At 45.6% G+C, this 18,306-nt stretch carries 14 protein-coding genes; 2 read left to right on the top strand and 12 right to left on the bottom strand.

All coding sequences use genetic code 11. The features are described 5' to 3' along the window. The first annotated feature begins 125 nt into the window (after positions 1-125). The gene (locus ACHFJ9_RS11030) at positions 126-1,673 is read left to right on the top strand and encodes an alanine/glycine:cation symporter family protein (RefSeq protein WP_012842106.1); all 1,548 of its coding nucleotides are present in this window, start codon (positions 126-128) and stop codon (positions 1,671-1,673) included. A 99-nt stretch (positions 1,674-1,772) separates the two neighbouring features. Here the strand turns inward: ACHFJ9_RS11030 and ACHFJ9_RS11025 are convergent, their stop codons facing one another. The 5 genes from ACHFJ9_RS11025 to guaB all read right to left on the bottom strand — a co-directional run bounded on the left by ACHFJ9_RS11025 (position 1,773) and on the right by guaB (position 9,269). Beyond that, positions 1,773-2,363: an acetate uptake transporter gene (locus ACHFJ9_RS11025; protein ID WP_395356829.1), complete on the bottom strand. Its 591-nt coding sequence runs from the start codon at positions 2,361-2,363 to the stop codon at positions 1,773-1,775. 182 nt (positions 2,364-2,545) lie between these two features. Then, entirely contained in the window at positions 2,546-4,249 is a 1,704-nt protein-coding gene (locus ACHFJ9_RS11020; RefSeq protein WP_395356827.1) for a chitinase, read from the bottom strand. Positions 4,250-4,461: 212 nt separating this feature from the next. Next, on the bottom strand, positions 4,462-5,985 hold the full coding sequence (locus ACHFJ9_RS11015; protein ID WP_074190951.1) for a Na+/H+ antiporter NhaC family protein: 1,524 nt from the start codon (positions 5,983-5,985) through the stop codon (positions 4,462-4,464). Between the two features lie 164 nt (positions 5,986-6,149). Then, positions 6,150-7,703, bottom strand: a complete 1,554-nt coding sequence (guaA, locus tag ACHFJ9_RS11010) for a glutamine-hydrolyzing GMP synthase (protein ID WP_395356825.1) — start codon at positions 7,701-7,703, stop codon at positions 6,150-6,152. Positions 7,704-7,802: 99 nt separating this feature from the next. Continuing rightward, positions 7,803-9,269 carry an IMP dehydrogenase gene (gene guaB / locus ACHFJ9_RS11005; RefSeq protein WP_005391524.1) on the bottom strand — a complete coding sequence of 489 codons (1,467 nt, stop codon included), beginning with the start codon at positions 9,267-9,269 and terminating at the stop codon, positions 7,803-7,805. A 231-nt stretch (positions 9,270-9,500) separates the two neighbouring features. On the opposite strand from guaB, the gene xseA reads away from it, so the two are divergent. Next, positions 9,501-10,832: an exodeoxyribonuclease VII large subunit gene (gene xseA, locus ACHFJ9_RS11000; protein WP_395356823.1), complete on the top strand. Its 1,332-nt coding sequence runs from the start codon at positions 9,501-9,503 to the stop codon at positions 10,830-10,832. 13 nt (positions 10,833-10,845) lie between these two features. Here xseA and ACHFJ9_RS10995 read toward each other — a convergent pair whose 3' ends face one another. The 7 genes from ACHFJ9_RS10995 to ispG form a co-directional block, all read right to left on the bottom strand. Beyond that, complete coding sequence (locus tag ACHFJ9_RS10995) at positions 10,846-11,070, bottom strand: zinc ribbon domain-containing protein (RefSeq protein ID WP_012842112.1); 225 nt, start codon at positions 11,068-11,070, stop codon at positions 10,846-10,848. Positions 11,071-11,379: 309 nt separating this feature from the next. Further along, entirely contained in the window at positions 11,380-12,255 is an 876-nt protein-coding gene (locus ACHFJ9_RS10990; protein ID WP_145474395.1) for an alanyl-tRNA editing protein, read from the bottom strand. A gap of 59 nt (positions 12,256-12,314) precedes the next feature. Beyond that, positions 12,315-13,811 (bottom strand): ribosome biogenesis GTPase Der, encoded by a 1,497-nt coding sequence (der, locus tag ACHFJ9_RS10985; protein ID WP_046874335.1) that lies wholly within the window; start codon positions 13,809-13,811, stop codon positions 12,315-12,317. Between the two features lie 167 nt (positions 13,812-13,978). Next, on the bottom strand, positions 13,979-15,139 hold the full coding sequence (bamB, locus tag ACHFJ9_RS10980) for an outer membrane protein assembly factor BamB (protein WP_256955765.1): 1,161 nt from the start codon (positions 15,137-15,139) through the stop codon (positions 13,979-13,981). Positions 15,140-15,151: 12 nt separating this feature from the next. Continuing rightward, positions 15,152-15,766, bottom strand: coding sequence for a YfgM family protein (locus tag ACHFJ9_RS10975; RefSeq protein WP_005391529.1), 615 nt, complete (start codon positions 15,764-15,766; stop codon positions 15,152-15,154). Positions 15,767-15,892: 126 nt separating this feature from the next. Beyond that, positions 15,893-17,161 carry a histidine--tRNA ligase gene (hisS, locus tag ACHFJ9_RS10970; protein WP_046874336.1) on the bottom strand — a complete coding sequence of 423 codons (1,269 nt, stop codon included), beginning with the start codon at positions 17,159-17,161 and terminating at the stop codon, positions 15,893-15,895. 26 nt (positions 17,162-17,187) lie between these two features. After that, positions 17,188-18,306: a flavodoxin-dependent (E)-4-hydroxy-3-methylbut-2-enyl-diphosphate synthase gene (ispG, locus tag ACHFJ9_RS10965; RefSeq protein WP_005391537.1), complete on the bottom strand. Its 1,119-nt coding sequence runs from the start codon at positions 18,304-18,306 to the stop codon at positions 17,188-17,190.

The following is an 18,306-nucleotide window of genomic DNA, read 5'->3' as shown; positions in this document are numbered from 1 at the left end:
TCCATTCTGTGTTCACCATCACGCTACAAAGGATTTATAGCCAAAAAAATTAACAATTGCATTACATAAAGGGTAATGTATTGTGTGAAAAACAACCACAAACACAACTAACAGGGAAAATACTCATGCAGTCATTAGTTGATTTTCTGAATGGAATTATTTGGAGCCCGGTACTGATCTATTTGTGCCTTGGTGCAGGTTTGTTCTATTCAATCATGACGCGTTTTGTACAAATTCGTCACTTCTTTGAGATGTGGCGCTTATTACTTTCAGGGAAGAGTTCAACAAAAGGGATATCATCATTTCAGGCACTTGCCGTTTCACTATCTGGCCGTGTAGGTACAGGTAACATTGCTGGTGTTGCTGCCGCTATCGGTTTCGGTGGCCCAGGCGCCGTATTCTGGATGTGGGTCGTTGCCTTCTTTGGCGCTGCAACCGCATACGCAGAGTCGACACTTGCGCAAATCTATAAAGAAGAAGACGAAGGTGAATTCCGTGGTGGCCCTGCTTACTACATTGAAAAAGCAATGGGACAAAAATGGTACGCTTGGATCTTCGCTATCGCGACCATCTTTGCATGTGGTGTTCTACTTCCTGGCGTTCAATCGAACAGCATCGGTAACGCAGTAGAAGCAGCATTTGGCTCAGGTGACATGATTGAAACCGCTATTGGTACCTTCAGTTTTGCTAAAATTTTCACTGGTACGGTTGTCTGTGTCATTCTGGCCTTCATCATCTTCGGTGGCGTAAAACGTATTGCAAACTTTACCCAAATCGTTGTGCCATTTATGGCGCTGGCTTACATCATCACTGCATTTGTCATCATCCTACTAAACATTGGTGAGGTTCCACGCATTTTCGGCATGATCATTGGTGACGCGTTCACACCAATGGCAGGTGTTGGTGCGGCAATCGGTTGGGGTGTAAAACGTGGCGTTTACTCCAACGAAGCAGGTCAAGGTACAGGTCCTCACGCTGCAGCTGCAGCGAGTGTTGATCACCCAGCTCAGCAAGGTCTTGTTCAATCTTTCTCTATTTACATCGATACACTACTTGTGTGTTCAGCAACCGCGTTTATGATTCTTATCACTGGCGCGTACAACGTAAATGGTGCAGTTGAAGGTACGTTCCTAATTCAAAACCTACCGGCTGATATTGGTGCGAATGGTCCTGTATTTACGCAAATGGCGATCGAAAGTGCGCTACCTGGTGTGGGTAAGCCATTCATCGCAATCGCACTCTTCTTCTTTGCGTTTACGACCATTCTAGCTTATTACTACATTGCAGAAACGAACATTGCTTACATTCGTCGTACATTCAAAGTAAATGGGCTGATGTTTATTCTGAAAGTCATCATTATTTCATCCGTGTTCTACGGAACCGTGAAAACCGCCAACTTAGCCTGGGCGATGGGTGATGTAGGTGTAGGTCTAATGGCATGGCTTAACATCGTCGGTATTTTGATCATCTTCTTTATGTCGAAACCTGCTCTCAAAGCATTGAACGATTACGAAGAACAACAAAAACGTGGTGTGACCGACTTTACATTCAACCCTGTAGCGCTAGGCATTAAAGGCGCAGATTACTGGGAAGATAAGTACAAGCGTAAAACGGGTAAGGCGCCAACGGCAGACAACAGTACTACAGAAACTGTTGAACAACCATCAACATAGCCTTAACGCATAAACAAGAAAAAGCAGTGGTCCGTTTAAGGGCATAAAAAAGGGGATTAACCATTGGTTAATCCCCTTTTCTGCATTATGTGTAAAGGATTAAGCAGCGACAGCTTCAACTTTACGAGCGATTTTTGCTTTACCTACAGGTAGAACTTCACGACCAAATTCGTTGTTTAGTACTTGTGCCATTGCGAAGTAAATCGCGCTTGCACCACAGAAGATACCTTCGAAACCAGCGATAGCACCGATCACTTCACTACCAGTAAAGTCACGAACTGCGAGTAGGAAGAACAGGATGGTTAGAGAACCAAATACCACTTGCTTCGCTGTTGGGTAGCATAGAGAACCAATGAACATGAAACCAGTGAAGATGCCCCAAAGCGCTAGGTACCAACCCATAAAGCTTGCTGGGCTTGCAGGAAGACCCATATAAGGCATTACGATCAAGCCTACTAGTGTTAGCCAAAATAGACCGTAAGAAGTAAACGCAGTTGTGCCGAACGTGTCGCCGCGTTTAAAGCACATGATGCCAACGATTACTTGGCTAAGGCCACCGTAAAAGATGCCCATCGCTAGAATCATAGAGTCAATTGGGAAAAATCCTGCGTTATGAATATTGAGCAGAATAGTGGTCATACCGAAACCCATTAGACCTAGCGGTGCTGGGTTAGCCAGTTTTGTCGACATGTACAAATACCTTTTTTCAAAAATGTTGATAAAAAATGCGCGCGAATTTTAATGGGCCCCAGAACAAAAGAGAAAAACTGTTATTGAAAACTTAGATTCCATAAATAAGCAACCGCTCAAATAAAAAAAGACCCCGCTAAAAAGCAGAGTCTTTATAGATGGTTAGACTACTTTTCAATCAACTACAGGCAAGAGATCTCGTCCCAGAACCAGTTACTTTGCGTTGGGCTTTCCCACACTCCAGGGCCGTTTTTTGCGACAAAGCATTTGTTTTGGTACGTCACTTTATCGCCGTTAGCGACTTGCGTTACGCCCGGCTCCCACTGAATAAAATTACCTGTCACTGGTGGTTCTGGCTCGGTTACTGGTGGCTCCGGTTCTGTGACGGGCGGCTCTGGCTCAGTCACTGGTGGTTCAGGTTCCGTTGTAGGCGGCTCTGTCGGAGTGCCTGAGACCAGCTTCCACGGGTCGCCTTTCGTTGGCTCATTACCTTGTGACCACCATTTCGCTTCGTAAACAGCACCTTGGTAAGAGACTTGATCACCAGTGTTGTACACTTTGCTTGCATCCCAAGCTGCCACGCCACCTACAGGCGGATCGACCGGATCTACAGGATCTAACTTGTCAACCACACGAACTTCAGGCCAACCCGCATGAGATTGGTAGAAGTTAGTTACGCACTTCTCGTAATCACCCGCAACTAGCGCAGAGTAAGCCGTTTGGAAACCAACCAACTCACATTCAAACGAATGGCCTCCAGGGCGATCTGAGTAGTATTTCCAGTTACCATCCCAGTTGGTGTAAAGCACGTCTGTCGCACCATTTAGGTTCAGACTGCCGTAAGGCGTCTGCTGCCAACAAGTGTTTGTTTCATCAGCTTCAATTGGAATTTGATAATGGGCGGCAAGACCTTCCCAATAACGAATACGGTTAACAGGTTGACCTTTATCCTTGTTTTGCTCACCACACTCAATACCACCATTGATCACGTTGATGGTGGTACCAAAGCCGTAACCAATGCCAGCATCAAGCTCACGCTGTGAAGGCACCCAAGTACGGTCAATCACATGTAGCATTGCTGGTTTCGGTGCTTGTGGAGTTAGGAAGAACCAGATAGCCGATGCCAAGTTCAGCCATGAATCCGCAACCAAGCCTGGATTTTTTAGCAATACAGATGCATCACCATCAAACATCACTTCAGAGAACGCGCCATAGTTAAAATGGTAAGAAAGCTGTTTAGCACCACGTCCAAAGTAACCTTGTCCTGGTTCACATGGCCAACGCTTATTTTGCCAGTCATTCTGACCACAACCGGTCGTGTAACCTTCTTGACCTTCTGACCAGCCCATTTCACGCACATGAACCAAAGCTTGCTGCCACTCTTCCAATCCAAGAGGGTTATCCGATACGTTATCAATCGAAATATGACCACCAGTTTCCTGCGCAAAGTGAGCAAAGGCTGTCACGATCGATTTTTTACAAATCGCATCCGAATCTCGACCATCCGTATACTCACCACAGAATGCTGGGAACTTACCAATTGCACGTAGGAAACGCGTGTAAGTGTATTCAGGTGCCGCCATTTGAGTCAGGAAGTCCCACTCACTTTCAGGGAACACACGCTCTACACGCTTCACGTTTTCTGGATTGGTTGCTGCTCCAGGAACAATCGCCTCCACCACTGAGTTCGGGCGCGTCTCTAGTGCTTGTGACCAAATAGCATACATAGGATCAGAGGTTTTGCTTTGCTCTACGGCTTGAACGTCACCACGAGCAATGACATAACCATTCGGATTTAGCGGATCGGGCTGGATATTCATACTCGCATTCGCTTGTGCAGCTAGGACACAACTCAATGCAAGAGGAAGATGTTTGAGTGCAAACATGTCTAGTCTCCGGATTTTAACAATACAATATACAAGGAATAACTAGACATATAGTGGATCATATATACAAAACGCCGAGCTAAGTGCGTTGATTCTGCGAGACAAAATGAATAAATAAGTCCTCGCACACATTTTGTCACAAGAAAAATGTTACCTTGACTCAAAAGAAAAGCGGAGGCCCAATGAGCCTCCGCTTTATGATATTTCTATCTTTATTGTTCTGCCGAAACCACGTCTAGCTTCGCGGTTGATTTTTGTTTAGACAACACAAAATAAACCACACACTGGGCAACAATGGCGGCAAGCACAATCACTGGCGAAGCGTTGATTCCAGCTAAAAGGAAACACCCTAATGCAATCATTCCATTGAGTAATGCGTAAGGTAACTGAGTTCGGAAGTGCTCATACTGCTCACACCCAGCTCCTGTTGACGACAAAATCGTAGTTTCAGAGATTGGCGAGCAGTGATCGCCAAACAGGCCACCAGATAACACCGCACCAATACAAACTAACAAAGGAGCATCAATCGCGACGGCCGTTGGGATCACCAATGGCATCATGATGGCAAACGTCCCCCAAGATGATCCCGTAGCGAACGAAATAATACCAGCAAGCAAAAAGGCGACTGCTGGCAATAGCCAATACGGGAAACCGGCTTGAGCTTGTTCAGCAATGTATGCAGCTGCACCTAATTCTTTCCCAACCGAGCTAAGTGCCCAAGCCAATACCAAAATCACGGCTACAGACATCATGTTCGACATCCCTTTTAGGTAAACCTGAATGCCATCAGAGAGTTTTCTTACGCCATAAAACGCCATCAGCGCAATCAAAGTAAAGGCTGCGAAGAAATATGCCGAAGAAAGTGCAGCCCTGAACGTTGAGCCTGCTACTTTTTGAAATGGAAAACCGTGTGGTACGAGGATGGTACATAAAACCACCAGCATAACGAGCAAAGGTGCCCATACAAAACTAGATTTTGCATTTTTATGCGTAAACACATTCATGGACTCCTGCACTTTCCCAAAGTCGGAACCCTGCTCTGCTAGTTGTTCAGCCTTCGCCATCGGTCCGAAATCTAATTTGAAGAAAGAGACAATCGGCACAATCGCGATCGCAAGAAAGGCGTAAAACTGATACGGGATCGCGCCAATGAAAGCATCCCAGTCACTCATACTGACATTCAGGGCAGTAAACTCTTTTTGAATCAACCCCATGATGTAAACGCCCCATCCGATAAAAGGAATCAAGATTGCGACGGGAGAGGAAGTAGAATCGATAATAAAAGCTAATTTTTGGCGTGATACTTTTAACTTATCAAATAAAGGGCGAAAAACAGGACCAACAATCAACGGTGTACCAAGGTCAGAGAAGAAAATAACCACACCACCAAACCATGCGGACAGTTGAGCTTGGCATTTACTCGCCACCCATTGAGTAACCTTTTTAGCAAAAGCAACACCACCACCAGACTTTTCCATCAGCGCAACGAAACCACCAATGAACACTAATAACAAAATCACACCAGCGTTGTAGCTATCGGTAAGTTGCGGCAGTAGATAGCTTTTCATCAACGCACTAAACGAGTCTAGTGGTCCTTTTTCGACAAATGTCCCTTCAAGCATAGCGACGCCACTGACCACACCAGCGAATAAACCAACGACGACATTTCTCGTCGTCAGAGCGAGGAAAAGAGTAATAAGGATGGGAATGAGAGAGGTAACTTCAGCCTGTTCCATAGCAATACCATTTATAATATTTAAACAACTAAAGTGAATATATATTTAACTTTATCGCATGTATATATCTCCTATAAAAAGTTGAGTCCCCTCTTCACAAATTTGAAGCACAAAAAAACCAGCCCGGAGGCTGGTTCTTATAAACTCAACAGTCTAGAGGAAAATTATTCCCACTCGATAGTCGCTGGTGGCTTACCTGAAATGTCGTAAACAACACGAGAAATGCCATCAACTTCGTTGATAATACGGTTAGATACCTTACCTAGGAAGTCATATGGTAGGTGTGCCCAATGGGCAGTCATAAAGTCGATGGTTTCTACTGCACGCAGTGATACAACCCAGTCGTATTTACGGCCATCGCCCATTACACCTACAGAGCGAACTGGTAGGAATACCGTGAACGCTTGAGATACTTTGTCATAAAGGTCTGCAGCGTGAAGCTCTTCAATGAATATAGCATCAGCACGACGTAGCAAGTCACAGTATTCTTTCTTGATTTCACCAAGAACACGAACACCTAGACCTGGACCTGGGAATGGGTGGCGGTAAAGCATGTTATAAGGCAGGCCTAGCTCTAGACCAATCTTACGTACTTCATCTTTGAACAGCTCACGTAGTGGCTCAACAAGACCCATTTCCATTTCATCTGGTAGACCGCCCACATTGTGGTGTGATTTGATCACGTGCGCTTTACCAGTCTTAGATGCCGCAGACTCGATTACGTCTGGGTAGATGGTACCTTGCGCTAGCCATTTTGCATTTTTTAGCTTTTTCGACTCTTCATCGAATACATCTACGAATACGTGGCCGATTGTCTTACGCTTCTCTTCTGGGTCAGACTTGCCTTTCAGTGCTTCAAGGAAACGATCTTCTGCATCAACTTTGATGATGTTTAGGCCGAACTTATCGCCAAACATATCCATCACTTGTTGGCCTTCGTTTAAACGAAGTAGACCGTTATCGACAAATACACACGTTAGCTTGTCGCCAATTGCGCGGTGCACCAGCATCGCAACAACAGATGAATCCACACCACCAGATAAGCCTAGGATAACTTCGTCGTCACCCACTTGCTCTTTAATGCGAGCAACCGCGTCTTCGATGATAGATTCCGATGTCCATAGACGCTCACAGCCACATACGCCAAGAACAAAGTTCTCAAGCATTTGTAGGCCACCTTTTGTGTGTGTCACTTCTGGGTGGAACTGAACGCCGTAGTATTTCTTCTCTTCGTTCGCCATCGCAGCGTAAGGACAAGTGTCTGTCTCACCAACTTTTACGAAATCGGCTGGGATCTCTACTACTTTGTCGCCGTGGCTCATCCAAACGTCTTGAGTTGCTTCAAGATCTTTAAATAGGGCACATTCATCAGAAACTTTAACCTGAGCGTAGCCAAACTCACGTTCGTTAGAGCCTGCTACTTTGCCACCTAGTTGTTCCGCCATAGTTTGCATGCCGTAACATACGCCAAGTAAAGGAACACCAGAGTCAAATACATATTGAGGCGCGCGTGGAGAGTTCTCTTCCGTTACGCTTTCTGGACCGCCAGATAGGATAATGCCATCTGGGTTGAATTCGCGAATATCCGCTTCTTCTACATCCCAGCTCCATAGTTCACAGTAAACGCCGATTTCACGTACGCGGCGTGCTACTAATTGAGTGTACTGAGAACCGAAGTCCAAGATCAGAATACGTTGGTCATGGATATTTTTAGTCATTTTGAGCAGTCTTTTTAAGGCTAAGTGATTAAAACCGAGGCGAGTGTACTCGCCTCTTCTTAATGCTTCAAGGAAAAAGCAAACGTTTCCGTTGGGTAATTAGTTCCCTAGACGGTAGTTCGGTGCTTCCTTAGTAATTTGAACATCGTGTACATGAGACTCTTGCATACCAGCACCAGAGATACGTACAAATTCAGCTTTCGTACGCATATCTTCGATAGTTGCAGAGCCAGTTAGACCCATGCTTGAACGTAGACCACCCATTTGTTGGTGTACGATCTCTTTTAGACGGCCTTTGTATGCGATACGACCTTCGATACCTTCTGGTACTAGCTTGTCCGCTGCGTTGTCAGACTGGAAGTAACGGTCAGAAGAACCTTGAGACATTGCACCAAGAGAACCCATGCCACGGTAAGACTTGTAAGAACGGCCGTTGTATAGAATCACTTCACCCGGCGCTTCTTCAGTACCTGCAAACATAGAACCAACCATCACACATGATGCGCCTGCTACGATTGCTTTACAGATATCACCTGAGAAACGGATACCACCGTCAGCGATAACTGGAATACCATAATCATTAGCAACTTCTGCCGCATCTGCGATTGCAGTGATTTGTGGAACTCCCACACCCGTTACAATACGAGTTGTACAGATAGAACCAGGGCCGATACCAACTTTCACTGCGCTTACGCCAGCTTCGATTAGTGCTTTAGCACCAGCACCTGTTGCTACGTTACCACCGATGATGTCTAGATCTGGGTAAGCTGCACGTGTTTCACGAATGCGGCTTAGAACACCTTCAGAATGACCGTGTGAAGAGTCGATAAGTAGAACGTCAACGCCAGCTTCAACTAGTGCAGCAACTCGCTCTTCGTTACCAGCACCAGCACCAACTGCTGCGCCAACACGTAGGCGACCACGCTCATCTTTACATGCGTTTGGTTTACGTTCTGCTTTGTGGAAGTCTTTCGCAGTAATCATACCGGTTAGTTGGAACTCATCATTCACAACCAATACTTTCTCTACGCGAGCTTCGTGCATTTTCTCTTGCACTTCTTCTCGTGTAGCACCTTCTTTAACCGCTGCCAACTTCTCTTTTGGCGTCATTACTGAAGATACTTTCTTAGAAAGATCCGTCACAAAACGAACGTCACGACCAGTGATAATACCAACAAGCTCATTGCTCTCAGTGACAACAGGGAAACCTGCAAAACCATGCTTTTCAGTGAGTGCAACAACATCAGCGATGGTCGCGTCAGGGTTTACTGTAACCGCGTCAGTCACCATACCAGCTTCGAACTTCTTAACTTTACGAACTTCGGCTGCCTGCTGCTCAATAGACATGTTCTTGTGGATAAAGCCAATGCCACCCTCTTGCGCTAGCGCGATCGCTAGACGAGCTTCAGTAACAGTGTCCATAGACGCTGAAATCATTGGGATGTTTAGGGTGATGTTCTTAGTTAGCTGAGTGCGAAGATCAGCTGTGTTTGGGAGAACGGTGGAGTGTGCTGGCACAAGTAGTACGTCATCGAATGTCAGCGCTTCTTTGGCAATTCTTAGCATTTGCAATATCTCACAATTAGAGGAGTAAAAAGAACAATCCAATCTCATCGTTTCGCATAATGAGGGTAACCTGTGTTAACAACAAGCTACATTTGGATTAGATATTGCGGAGGGATTATACGGTTAACGCAATCGCTTGACCACAAATTTTTTAATTTTTTTCTTGCAATTACCCCCTTGCTATGTATTATATTGCCGCTAATTTCCATACTCACGTCTAAGAGATTAGCTGTGCTCTCCAAGACCAATCAAAACATCTTTACTGTTTCTCGTCTCAACGCAGAAGTTCGTTTACTCCTTGAAAACGAAATGGGGATCGTTTGGCTCGTCGGAGAGATATCCAACTTTTCAGCTCCTGTCTCTGGTCACTGGTACCTCACTCTTAAAGACTCTCGCGCTCAAGTTAAATGTGCCATGTTTCGTGGTAACAATCGCCGCGTTACTTTCAAGCCTGCTAACGGTAATCAAGTCCTAGTAAAAGCTCGTCTTTCTCTTTATGAGCCTCGCGGTGACTACCAATTGATCATCGAAAGCATGCAACCGGAAGGTGACGGCCGTCTTCAGCAAGAGTTTGAAGAGCTGAAAATGAAGCTTGCCGCAGAAGGGTTGTTCGCTCAAACCAATAAGCAACCTTTGCCTGAACACCCAAAACGTGTTGGCGTCATCACATCGAAAACTGGTGCCGCGCTTTACGATATCTTAGACGTATTGAAACGTCGTGATCCTTCCCTACCCGTTGTGATTTATCCGACAGTAGTACAAGGTGAGGACGCAGCCATTCAAATTGCACAAGCCATTGGTCGCGCTAACAGCCGTGATGAATGTGATGTGCTAATTGTGGGCCGAGGTGGTGGTTCATTAGAAGACTTGTGGTGCTTTAACAACGAGATATTAGCTCGCACGATTGCAGCAAGCCAAATTCCTATTATTAGCGCCGTTGGACATGAAGTCGACGTGACAATAGCAGATTTTGTCGCCGACGTACGTGCACCTACTCCATCAGCGGCCGCTGAGCTAGTAAGTCGTGATAACAGCCACAAAGATCAAGCTTTAGTTACCCGCCAGCATAAGTTAGCGAGCGCGATGCGTTACTACCTAGCACAGCAAAAGCAGCAATCTGCGCAATTAATGCACCGTCTAGAGAGACAGCACCCAAGCTATCGCTTGCAACGCCAGACTCAACAGTTAGATGATTTGGACATGCGCTTACAGCGAGCGATGAGTCGTTTTATTGCCTTGCGTCAACAGCGAATCGAGCGTCAACATTATCGGCTGCAATTGAACTCTCCTGTAACACGCCTTAGCGAGCAGAAGTCGAAGCTAGAACGTGTTGAGCAAAAGCTCATGGATGCAATGGATCGCAAGTTACTGACTATTCGCCATCAACTCGCGATTGCTGCAGAGAAGTTAGACACTGTCAGCCCGCTAGCGACATTGAAACGAGGTTACTCAATTACTCAAACTGAGCAAGGTAAAGTGATTACTCAATCTTCAGATGTAAAATCGGGAGATGTATTGATTACTCGATTAGCCGAAGGCGACGTTCGCTCTACCGTTAACTGAATACAAACTCTGGTTAACTGATTTTCTGGAACTCAAATCGGACACGTGATTTTGATTTGAGTTCATTACACACATTACAAAAGTAACTCGCAGCACCGCATGCTTGCAGCTTCTCCAGCTCCGCCTCACAATCAGGGCAAAAACCTACTTTTTTAAAATCCGATTCACACTGTGCACAATGGTATTGTCCTGTCCATTCCAGTTCGACATTGCAAGTCGGGCAAATGTTCTGCTGCATATCCCGTTCCTCTCTCTAAACTAAGCAATTTCGATTAACGCATGCTACTCAAAATAACGAACAAGTATGTTGATCTTCATCACCGCCCCAACAAGTTTCACGAGGCGCTAACCATACTTGATAAGTAGGATCTTATACTGATCGTCTGATATTTACTCCTTGATCAGCGATCACCCCTTAAAAGAATATTTATATAACCACACACCGAAAGCATAAGTTACATATTCTGCATTCCAATTTAAGGCAGAATAAAAAACCTAATTTAAATTTAATTAAACAAAAAATTAGAATTTAATAAAAAGATCTTATTCAGAAAGCAGTGTTTACATTGGTGTGCATTTCGATAGTTTGAGCGTCGAGCTCAACGAGTTTAACTTGGATAAAAGCAAACTCATTTAAATGGCTCGCATGCGTTCCACCACAAGGGATTACCGCTAATTGACCTTCCCCTAAATCGCACTTCCAATAGCGAGAATCCGTTAATCTATCGCCGTGGCATTCCATGGTGATCATCGCATCTCTTTGAAGCCATTCAACCAGTTGGCCATTCACTTTTTCTGCAATCGCCTGGAGGTCATTCAGCATATCTGCACTGTTTAATCCTCTTTTACGGAGTGTTTTGCCTAAACGGTACGTATCGAGGCACTTGTCTGGAGTAACATAACTCGTAACTTGTGCATAGCTATTAAAGTCATAATAACCATGTGGGTCTTTGCGGTCTGCGTCTTTTCGCCAATAGTCTTCCGCTAGCACTTTATTCAACGCCAAATACGCTAAGTGTCCTGCAGTGTGGCCTCGGCTCAAAGCATTTTGATAGTCTTTATCTACCGCTAATGTCACCAAGTCATTAATTGCAAGTGATTCCGTACGTGATAAAACATGCACGACGACAAACACCCAACCTTCAGCATCACGCTTTACAGGGATGTCACTACCCACATACAGAGCACCACTTTTCTGCTCTACTGCGCCCACTTGGCAATCTATCACTTCATGCTCAGCCCCATTCACCTTCAACGTTCCTTTGTCTGCAGGGTGATCCGGCCATATGTGACTAACGGGATGGAACGGCGTGAAATCTGTAATAACGTAAGTCACTTCTTCCGTAGATTGAACGAGCTGTATTTGTGCTTCTAATTGCCATGTTTGATGACAAAAACGAGTCTTTGTTGCTGTGATAGTCATTTTTACGATTACTTTTGATAAAAAAATACCCAAGTAGAAACTTGGGTATTCGAATTTCATTATTTATTGCGGTTTTTCACCATCGACATCATACGCTTACGTTTACGCTCTTGTGATAGCGTAAGCTTATTCGTACGGTTCTCGTATGGGTTATCACTGTTGTGGAAGTTAATGCGAATCGGTGTTCCCATAATTTCCAGAGACTTACGGAAGTAGTTCATCAGATAACGTTTATACGAATCTGGCAATTCACGAACCATGTTACCGTGGATAACAACGATCGGTGGATTGTAACCACCTGCGTGTGCGTATTTGAGTTTGATACGACGACCACGAACCATTGGCGGCTGGTGATCATCCACTGCCATCTTCATGATACGCGTCAGTACTGACGTACCCACGCGCGTTGTCGCCGAGTTATATGCTTCTTGGATAGATTCAAACAAGTGACCAACGCCAGTACCGTGCAGCGCAGAGATAAAGTGGATACGCGCGAAATCGACGAATCCTAGACGGCGGTCCAGTTCTTTCTTCACGCTTTCTTTCACGTCACTGTCTAGACCATCCCACTTGTTAACGGCGATGACAATTGAGCGGCCAGCATTCAGTGCAAAACCAAGCAAGCTTAGGTCTTGGTCTGAAATATTTTCACGAGCATCAATCACCAGTAGAACGACGTTTGCATCTTCTACCGCTTTCAGCGTCTTAACAACAGAGAACTTTTCAACCGTTTCATTGATACGACCACGACGACGAACACCTGCGGTATCAATTAGTACGTATTCGCGTCCATCACGCTCCATCGGGATGTAGATAGAATCACGCGTCGTACCAGGCATATCGTATACAACCACACGTTCTTCACCCAGAATACGGTTAGTCAGTGTCGATTTACCTACGTTAGGACGACCGATGATCGCCAACTTAATCGGCTGCTCTTGAAGGCGCTTGAATTCAGCTTCTGCGTCTTCTTCAGTGTAATCTTCAACAAGAGGCTCTTCGTCTTCGAATCCAGTCAGGTCTTCAATCTCACCGTCTTCAGACTCACTTGTTAGTAGATCATCAAAGAATGGAGATAAAGCACGCTCAAGCAGAGCGGTCACACCACGGCCATGAGCGGCCGCAATCTGGTACATATCATCCACGCCGAGCTGCCAAAAATCAGCACACGCCGCATCGGCATCAATACCATCTATTTTGTTTACCACCAGCATCGCTGGCTTTTCAATTTTACGCAGATGCGCAGCAATTGCTGCATCTGAAGGTGTCAGACCAGCACGACCGTCAACAAGGAACAATACAACATCAGCCTCATCAATCGCGGCTAATGACTGTTCTGCCATCTTTGTTTCCACGCCTTCTTCTGTGCCATCAATACCGCCGGTATCAATCACAATGAATTCGTGCTCTTCACCAAGTCTCGCCTGGCCATACTTACGGTCTCGCGTTAGGCCTGGAAAGTCCGCAACCAACGCGTCACGAGTGCGAGTCAATCGGTTAAATAGTGTAGATTTACCTACGTTCGGACGCCCTACTAGAGCTACAACAGGTACCATAACAACCTCTACAATAATCTTTCTTCTGTAGTTATAGGTAACGACTTGCTCGATGCCAAATCAAACCAGCTTTTTACCTATAACCACGTCAGGGTTAATAAATTCAAACAACAAAACGGCTCCTAGCTGTCACCAGCCAGGAGCCGAATGTGAATTATATCACGATATTATTCGTTAATGGTTAGTTTCTTTACATCGCCGTTGCGAGTTGTAATCACATAACCATCCGACAATAACGTCGGGCCAACGGCCAAGCCGCTATCATCGATAAACTGCTGCGCAACAAATTCGCCCGTTGAACGATCCATCCAGTGAAGGTAACCAAGCGTGTCACCGACAACGAGATAATTGCCGATAATAACTGGCGCTGTAAGTTGTCGGTGCTCAAGCAAGCTGTTTTCCCACAACTCAGTCCCACTTCGTGAATCAACGGCAACAACATGATCTTTTTCCGTTATCACAAAGATGCGGCTACCATCTGTAGAAATGTCTGTTGCAGATGAGTAATTACGCTTCCAAATCGGGTTCGCTGAACGCAAATCAATGGCGATAAGTTGACCATTGTATCCAATGGTGAAAAGAGTACCGCCTAGCACAATTGGCGATGAATCAACATCAACCAAACGATCAATTTCTGTCGCGCCTTTTGGCGTACCAACAGGCTGTTGCCAAATCAACTGACCACGCTCAACGATAGCAGCTGCGAGTCGGCCATTTGCCGTTCCCCAAAATACACCGCCGCCAATTGCAGTCGGAGTACTGTCGCCACGTAAAGTTAGGTTCGGCACTTCTGTACTCAATGCCCAGCGTTGCTCACCTGTACTCTCATTAAGGGCAATCAACATGCCTCGGCTAGTATTGATGATAATAAGGCCTGAATCTGCAACTGGCTTCGCCAGTACCTCACCACCAACTTTTACACGCCAAACAATCTCACCTGTTTCTTGGTCAAGAGAGATGACTTCACCATTCTCAGAGCCAATGTAAAGGTTTCCGTATGCGGCTGTGATACCACCAGAGAGACGAGCAATGACATCTTCTTCTAGGTCCGTTTGCCAACGTTGTTTACCGTTTTCAGGATCCAGCGCTTTTACTAAGCCATCGCGACTTGCCACGAACAATGTATCATTCGCAAATACAGGGGATAGCTTTGAAAAGTAATGACCAACACCATCGCCAACCGATGTGCTCCACTCACTACTGGTTGTAAACTCACTGTCTACCTGAGGTAGTGGCGCCATTACAATGGTATCTTTCTCACCAGCACAACCGGCAAGAATTCCCATTGTTAGCGCCCCTAACAAGGCTTTGTTAAAGACTCTTTTCATCCAATGCGGTCCTTATTTCGCCAGATCGTCCAATTTCATTTGTAGCGTCGGGCTTGCGTCTGCCGCTTGCTGAGCTTCAGTATAAGCAGCATATGCGGCATCTTTGTCACCTTGGCGAATCGCAATATCGCCACGAAGTTCAGCAATACGACCTGTCCATGCAGCATCAGTGACGTTACTTAGTTCAGCCGTTGCAGCGTCAAAGTTACCCATTTCCGTTTCAATGCGCGCAATGCGGTAACTAATCAATGGTAACAGCGCAGCATCTTGAGTGTTGCTTTGCGCCCACTTCAATTGCTCTAATGCAGCAGAAAGATCTTGAGCTTCAACTTGTGCTTTAGCAAGTTGTAGCGCAGCCAATACTGAATATTCTTTTACTTCATTTGACTCAATGAAAGCTTTCACGTCAGCTTGAGCATCAGTGCCTTTGTCTTGCAAAGCATTCATTGCTGTCGTGTAGCTTTGAGAAGCTGCTTCACTCGCCTGAATCACAGAATCCTGGTAGTAACGCCAGCCAAATAGACCACCTAAGCCAACAACCGCACCGATGATGACGGCTTTGCCGTTTTCCTTCCACCAGTCTTTAATGGCTTCAACTTGTTGTTCTTCAGTATCGTAAAGTTCCACTTCCTGTCCTCTTAAAACATGTAAATGGCAGCTTAGCTGCCATTGTTCCTATTTCGTTTAAAGGCTCCACATTTGGGAGCCTTAGCTTACGAACTAGGATGTAATTTTGTTAGATTACTAAAAGACTTAAATCAGTGCTGCGATCTTTTCTGCAACTTCTGCTTGGTTGTAAGTCTCTTGCTCACCACCGGCCAAATCTTTCAGTACTACGGTATTATCCGCAACTTCGTTTTCACCCAGAACTAATGCTACAACAGCACCAACTTTGTCTGCGCGTTTAAACTGTTTCTTGAAGTTACCGCCACCGAAGTGATTCATCACACGAACGCCAGGGATAGACTCACGAAGCTGCTCTGCTAGCTTCATTCCTGCCATCATGGTGCCTTCGCCTGCTGTTACTACATAAACATCCACACTGCGACGAACGTCTGTTAGTTCTAGTGTTTCTAGCATCAGAACAAGACGCTCTAGGCCCATTGCAAAGCCAACGGCTGGTGTTGGTTTACCACCTAATTGCTCTACAAGACCATCGTAACGTCCACCGCCACAAACGGTGCCTTGAGCACCTAGGCTTTCAGTGATCCATTCAAATACCGTGCGGTTGTAGTAATCCAGACCACGAACTAGACGTTCGTTAACTGTGTATTCGATACCTGCAGCGTCTAAAAGTTCACATAGACCTGCGAAGTGTGCTTTAGATTCTTCACCTAAGTAATCTGAAAGTCGAGGTGCATCACCTAAAATAGCTTGAACGTCAGGGTTCTTCGTATCCAGAACACGCAGTGGGTTCGTGTGCATGCGACGCTTACAATCTTCGTCTAGCACATCAATATGTTGCTCAAGGAATGCAACCAGTGCAGTGCGGTAGTCTGCGCGATCTTCTTGAGAACCGATAGAGTTCAGCTCAAGACGAACATGTTCATTGATACCTAGCTCACGCCATAGTCGAGCCGTCATCATGATAAGCTCTGCATCAACATCTGGACCATTTAGACCAAACACCTCAACACCACACTGGTGGAATTGACGGTAACGACCTTTCTGCGGACGTTCATGGCGGAACATAGGCCCCATGTACCACAGACGCTGTTCATCACGGTTGATCAGACTGTTTTGAATACATGAACGTACACAACCCGCAGTACCTTCAGGGCGAAGTGTTAGGCTGTCTCCGTTACGATCATCAAAGGTGTACATTTCTTTTGAAACGACGTCTGTCTCTTCACCAACAGCGCGGCTGAATAGGTTTGTTTCTTCAACGATTGGCATGCGCACTTCGTTATAACCGTATGCGCTAATTACATTTTTCACTGTGTTTTCTAGTTTTTGCCACAGTGGCGACTGAGTTGGGAGGCAATCGTTCATGCCTCGAATTGCTTGAATTGTTTTTGCCACAATACTTACCGTAATTCTCGTTGAGATTAATCTTGTACTTTAACTTCGATGCGGTTTTCGCCATTCATCATGGCTGCTTTCGCACGGATCTTAGCTTCTAGCTGATTCACAAGGTCATCGTTATCAAAGCGTTCTTTCTGGCGTTTACCATCTTCGTAGAATGCGCTCTTCTTGTTACTACCTGCTAGACCTAAGTGAGAAACTTCTGCTTCACCAGGGCCGTTTACCACACAACCGATGATAGACACATCCATTGGCGTGATGATGTCTTCTAAACGCTGCTCAAGTGCGTTCACTGTGCCAATCACATCAAATTCTTGGCGCGAGCAACTTGGGCAAGCAATAAAGTTGATGCCTCGAGAGCGAATACGCAGAGATTTAAGAATGTCGAAACCGACTTTGATTTCTTCAACTGGATCGGCAGCCAAAGAGATACGCAGCGTATCACCGATCCCTTCAGATAACAGCATACCTAAGCCAACAGATGACTTAACAGCACCAGCACGAGCACCACCCGCTTCTGTAATACCCAAGTGAAGAGGCTGATCGATTTTCTTCGCTAGCAGACGGTATGAATCCACCGCAAGGAAGACGTCTGAAGCTTTCACGCTAACTTTAAATTGGTCAAAGTTAAGACGATCGAGATGATCTACGTGACGCATCGCCGATTCAACCAAAGCTTCTGGCGTTGGTTCACCGTATTTCATCTGTAAATCTTTTTCCAAAGATCCACCGTTGACACCAATACGGATTGGGATGTTTTTATCGCGAGCACAGTCAACAACAGCGCGAATGCGCTCTTCATTGCCGATGTTACCTGGGTTGATACGTAAACAGTCAACACCGTACTCCGCCACTTTCAGCGCGATACGATAGTCGAAATGAATATCAGCCACTAATGGTACAGAAACTTGCTGTTTAATCAGTTTGAAAGCTTCTGCTGCGTCCATGGTAGGTACAGAAACTCGAACGATATCTGCACCTACTTTTTCTAGTGCTCGGATTTGAGCGACTGTCGCTTCTACGTCAGTCGTGCGAGTGTTAGTCATTGACTGTACGGCAATTGGCGCACCATCACCAATTGGCACATCACCCACATAAATACGCGTCGATTTACGACGAATAATTGGAGATTCGTGTTGCAT

Source organism: Vibrio sp. D3, assembly GCF_043995865.1.
GTDB classification, from domain to species: domain Bacteria; phylum Pseudomonadota; class Gammaproteobacteria; order Enterobacterales; family Vibrionaceae; genus Vibrio; species Vibrio diabolicus.
The sequence above is the reverse complement of the archived record's forward strand: the minus strand, read 5'-3'. Positions and strand labels throughout refer to the sequence as shown.

Bases quoted from the DNA above. Each gene is read 5' to 3' on its own strand.
- guaA (WP_395356825.1), bottom strand. From the start codon at position 7,703: ATGACTAAAAATATCCATGACCAACGTATTCTGATCTTGGACTTCGGT.
- guaB (WP_005391524.1), bottom strand. From the start codon at position 9,269: ATGCTAAGAATTGCCAAAGAAGCGCTGACATTCGATGACGTACTACTT.
- ACHFJ9_RS11025 (WP_395356829.1), bottom strand. From the start codon at position 2,363: ATGTCGACAAAACTGGCTAACCCAGCACCGCTAGGTCTAATGGGTTTC.
- ispG (WP_005391537.1), bottom strand. From the start codon at position 18,306: ATGCAACACGAATCTCCAATTATTCGTCGTAAATCGACGCGTATTTAT.
- bamB (WP_256955765.1), bottom strand. From the start codon at position 15,139: ATGAAAAGAGTCTTTAACAAAGCCTTGTTAGGGGCGCTAACAATGGGA.
- ACHFJ9_RS11015 (WP_074190951.1), bottom strand. From the start codon at position 5,985: ATGGAACAGGCTGAAGTTACCTCTCTCATTCCCATCCTTATTACTCTT.
- ACHFJ9_RS11030 (WP_012842106.1), top strand. From the start codon at position 126: ATGCAGTCATTAGTTGATTTTCTGAATGGAATTATTTGGAGCCCGGTA.
- der (WP_046874335.1), bottom strand. From the start codon at position 13,811: ATGGTACCTGTTGTAGCTCTAGTAGGGCGTCCGAACGTAGGTAAATCT.
- ACHFJ9_RS10995 (WP_012842112.1), bottom strand. From the start codon at position 11,070: ATGCAGCAGAACATTTGCCCGACTTGCAATGTCGAACTGGAATGGACA.
- ACHFJ9_RS11020 (WP_395356827.1), bottom strand. From the start codon at position 4,249: ATGTTTGCACTCAAACATCTTCCTCTTGCATTGAGTTGTGTCCTAGCT.
- ACHFJ9_RS10990 (WP_145474395.1), bottom strand. From the start codon at position 12,255: ATGACTATCACAGCAACAAAGACTCGTTTTTGTCATCAAACATGGCAA.